The following is a 4,004-nucleotide window of genomic DNA, read 5'->3' on the forward strand; positions in this document are numbered from 1 at the left end:
TTCCCAATCAAGTTGGGAATGACGCGGACGGTGTTGGGAATGACGCGGGCAGTGTTGGGAACGACGCGGGCAGTGTGGGAATGACGCGGGCAGTGTGGGAATGACATCATTATAGCATCCGCCTAAGGCGGACAAAAGGCCGGACAGTAGTGTTATTATATGCAATCAAATCAATTAAGATTCGTAAGACAGATTCGATGCCAGCCAGCGTTCAACCTCGACTTCTGATACTCCTTTACGGTTGGCATAATCAACCACTTGATCTTTATCAATCTTGCCAATACCGAAATACCGCGATTCCGGATGTGAGAAATACCAGCCGCAAACCGATGCCGCCGGAATCATCATGCAGCTTTCGGTTAATCTTACGCCGATATTTTCCTCCGCTTTCAATAGCTTGAAAATATCCCTTTTCTGGGTGTGATCGGGACAGGCCGGATAACCGGGCGCCGGACGTATGCCTTTATACTTCCCGTGAAACAAATCATCGCTGTTTAATTTCTCGTCTTTGGCATATTGCCAGAACTCAGTTCGCACCCGCTGATGGATTCTTTCGGCGAGGGCTTCCGCCAGACGGTCGGCTAACGTATTAACCATAATGCTATTGTAGTCATCTTTCCTGTCTTTGAATTCGTCAGATAATTTATCCGCCCCAAAGCCGGTGGTTGCAGCATAGGCGCCGATATAATCCTCGATACCCGTATCTTTCGGAGCGATATAATCAGCCAGACAAAGGTTGTGCTTAGCCGATGGTTTTTCCATCTGCTGGCGAAAGTTATACAGTACAATCTGAGTGTTTGTTCGATTCTCATCTGTATATATCTCAATGTCATCGCCAATAGAATTAGCAGGGAAGAGACTTAATACCGCTTTTGCCTGCAGAAGCCTATCATTGACAATTCGTTTCAATAGTTTATTAGCATCCGCAAACAGTTCTTTCGCACGGTTGCCATGAGTTTTATCACTTAAAATTTTCGGATAATGGCCTCGAATATCCCAGGCTAAGAAAAAATAAGTCCAGTTGATATAGGGAATTATTTCAGTTAACGAATAATCATCATAAACGGTAATACCCATAACCTTAGGCTTCACAATCCGTCTGGAATTCCAATCTATCTTCAGCCTGCGTTTTCGGGCTTCCGGCAGCGTAATTATTTTAAGCTTCTTATTATTATCAATATGTTCCTGTCTGATATTATCATACTTTTCTTTAATGCTTTTGATGTATTGTTCTCTTTTATTGGGATTAAGCAAACTATTTACTACTCCGACGCTAAGCGAGGCATCCATAACATGAACGATTGCGCCATGATAGACAGGCTCGATTTTTACTGCCGTATGTATTCTGGATGTGGTTGCTCCGCCTATTAAAAGCGGAATATCGAAATGGCGGCGCTCCATTTCCTTAGCCACATGAACCATCTCCTCAAGTGATGGTGTTATCAGACCGCTTAAGCCGATAATATCGACTTTCTCCCTGATGGCAGTTTCAAGGATTTTTTCAGCTGTTGTCATCACGCCAAGGTCAATCACTTCGTAATTGTTGCATCCAAGCACCACCCCGACAATGTTCTTGCCGATATCATGAACATCCCCCTTAACTGTTGCCAGAAGAATCTTGCCATTGGATTTGATTGCGTTTTTACCATCCTCTGCATCTATTAAGGGCTGTAATATTGATACAGCTTTTTTCATAACCCGCGCGCTTTTCACTACCTGAGGCAGGAACATCTTCCCAGCGCCGAAAAGCTCGCCAACCTTATTCATGCCGCTCATGAGCGGTTTTTCGATAATCTCTAAAACACGCTTGTATTTTTGACAGGCTTCCTCTAAATCCTGTTTGAGATAATTGGTTATGCCATTAATAAGGGCGTATGATAACCGTTTTTCCAAAGGCAGTTTGCGCCAGGCTAAATCGACTGCTTTTTTCTTAGATATGCCTTTAATATCGCCGGCAAGTTCTGTTAAGCTATTAACGGCGTTGTCGTTACGGTTAAGGACAACATCCTCAACCGCCCTGAGAAGGTCGTTAGGAATCTCATCATATACAACTAACTGGCCGGCGTTGACTATGCCCATATCCATGCCGGCTTTAATAGCATGATATAAAAATACGGCATGCATCGCCTCTCGAATTGCATTATTGCCCCGAAAAGAAAAGGAAAGATTGCTGACTCCGCCGCTTACCAAGGCATGAAGCAAAGTCTCCTTTATTGTCCAGCAGGCTTTTATATAATCGACTGCATAGTTGTTATGCTCTTTGATGCCGGTGGCGATAGCCAGTATATTCGGGTCGAAAATAATATCCTGCGGCGGGAAACCTACCTCATCGACTAAGATAGAGTATGCTCTCCGGCAGATTTCAACTTTACGTTTATATGTTTCCGCCTGACCGTTCTCATCGAATGCCATCACCACAACAGCGGCGCCGTATTGACGGATTAGAGAAGCTCTGCGTTTAAACTCATTCTCGCCGTCTTTTAAGCTGATTGAATTTACTGTGCCTTTCCCCTGAAGGCATTTCAAGCCGGCTTCAATAACTTCCCATTTCGAGGAGTCAATCATAACGGGCACGCGGCTGATTTCGGGATCGGAGGCGGCAAGATTTAAAAACTTTACTATCGCCTGTTTAGAGTCGAGCATCGCCTCATCCATGCTTACATCAATCATCTGGGCGCCATTGCGAACCTGCTGGCTGGCAACATCAAGAGCCTCTTCATATTTTTCCTCCCGGATAAGACGGGCGAATTTTCGCGACCCGGCCACATTGGTGCGTTCGCCGATATTAACAAACAATGAGTCCGGCCGGATAATCAGCGGTTCCAATCCGCTTAGACGGCAATACTTTTCAATCAATGGTATTTTGCGAGGCAGTATATCCTTAACCGCCTCGGCAATTGCCTTTATATGCGACGGTGTCGAGCCGCAGCAGCCGCCGACAATATTTATAAAACCGCTCTTTGCAAAATCTTTTAACACGCCTGCCATGTATTCAGGCGTATCGTTGTATTTTCCGAATTCATCAGGGAAACCGGCATTGGGATACACCGAAACCAGCGTGTCGGCTTTATTAGATAGCTCCTCTAAATATGGCCTCATATTTTCGGCGCCAAGCGAGCAGTTTAAACCTATGCAAAATGGGTTGGCATGATGAACCGAAATCAGAAACGCCTCCGTAGTCTGCCCCGAAAGCGTCCGTCCGCTGGCATCGGTAATTGTGCCGGATATCCATATAGGCAGGCTGATATTATTTTCTTTGAATAGCTCGGCAATGGCAAACAGGGCGGCTTTGCAGTTAAGTGTATCGAATATAGTCTCAATCAGCAGGATGTCAACGCCGCCATCGATAAGCCCCCGCGCCTGTTCGGCATAAGTATTGCGCATATCATCAAAGGCAACAGCGCGATAGCCGGGATCTTCGACATTTGGCGAGATAGAACAGGATGCCCTTGTCGGGCCAAGCGACCCGGCAACAAATCGAGGTTTATCAGGCTCATTGGCAGTAAACTCATCGGCGATTTTTCGCGCCAGTCTGGTCGAGGCTAAGTTCATATCATAAACATATTTTTCAGTTTGATAATCGGATTGGGATACTCCGGTTGCGTTAAAAGTATTCGTCGAAATAATATCGGCGCCGGCATTTAAAAAAGAGCGATGGATATCCTCGATAACAGACGGCTTAGTTAACGACAGAAGGTCGTTATTGCCTTTTAGGCTGCAGGGATGTTTGGCAAATTGCTCACCGCGGAAATCAGCCTCAGACAGCCCGTATGACTGAATCATGGTGCCTTTAGCGCCTTCCAAAACGAGGATGCGTTCTTTGAGACAATGTATCAATTGCTCGATTCGCTTTTCTGACATAATGTTAAGTTATGATAATGTTAATTATTGTGCCACTAAAAAATCTGTTTTATTTATTGTTTATAGGTTTTATCGGGAATAATGGCAATGAATTGAAGTATGATTTTTATTTACAATAGAATTTGCTTTATTTATTATAAAAA

1 protein-coding gene is annotated in these 4,004 nt (G+C 44.6%); it reads right to left on the reverse strand.

What is annotated here, in order from left to right; genetic code table 11:
* Positions 1-174: 174 nt before the first annotated feature.
* The gene (gene metH, locus J7K40_15570; protein ID MCD6163815.1) at positions 175-3,861 is read right to left on the reverse strand and encodes a methionine synthase; all 3,687 of its coding nucleotides are present in this window, start codon (positions 3,859-3,861) and stop codon (positions 175-177) included.
* Between the last annotated feature and the right edge of the window lie 143 nt (positions 3,862-4,004).

This window comes from Candidatus Zixiibacteriota bacterium (assembly GCA_021159005.1).
Classification (GTDB): Bacteria; Zixibacteria; MSB-5A5; order UBA10806; family 4484-95; genus JAGGSN01.

Bases quoted from the DNA above. Each gene is read 5' to 3' on its own strand.
- metH (MCD6163815.1), bottom strand. From the start codon at position 3,861: ATGTCAGAAAAGCGAATCGAGCAATTGATACATTGTCTCAAAGAACGC.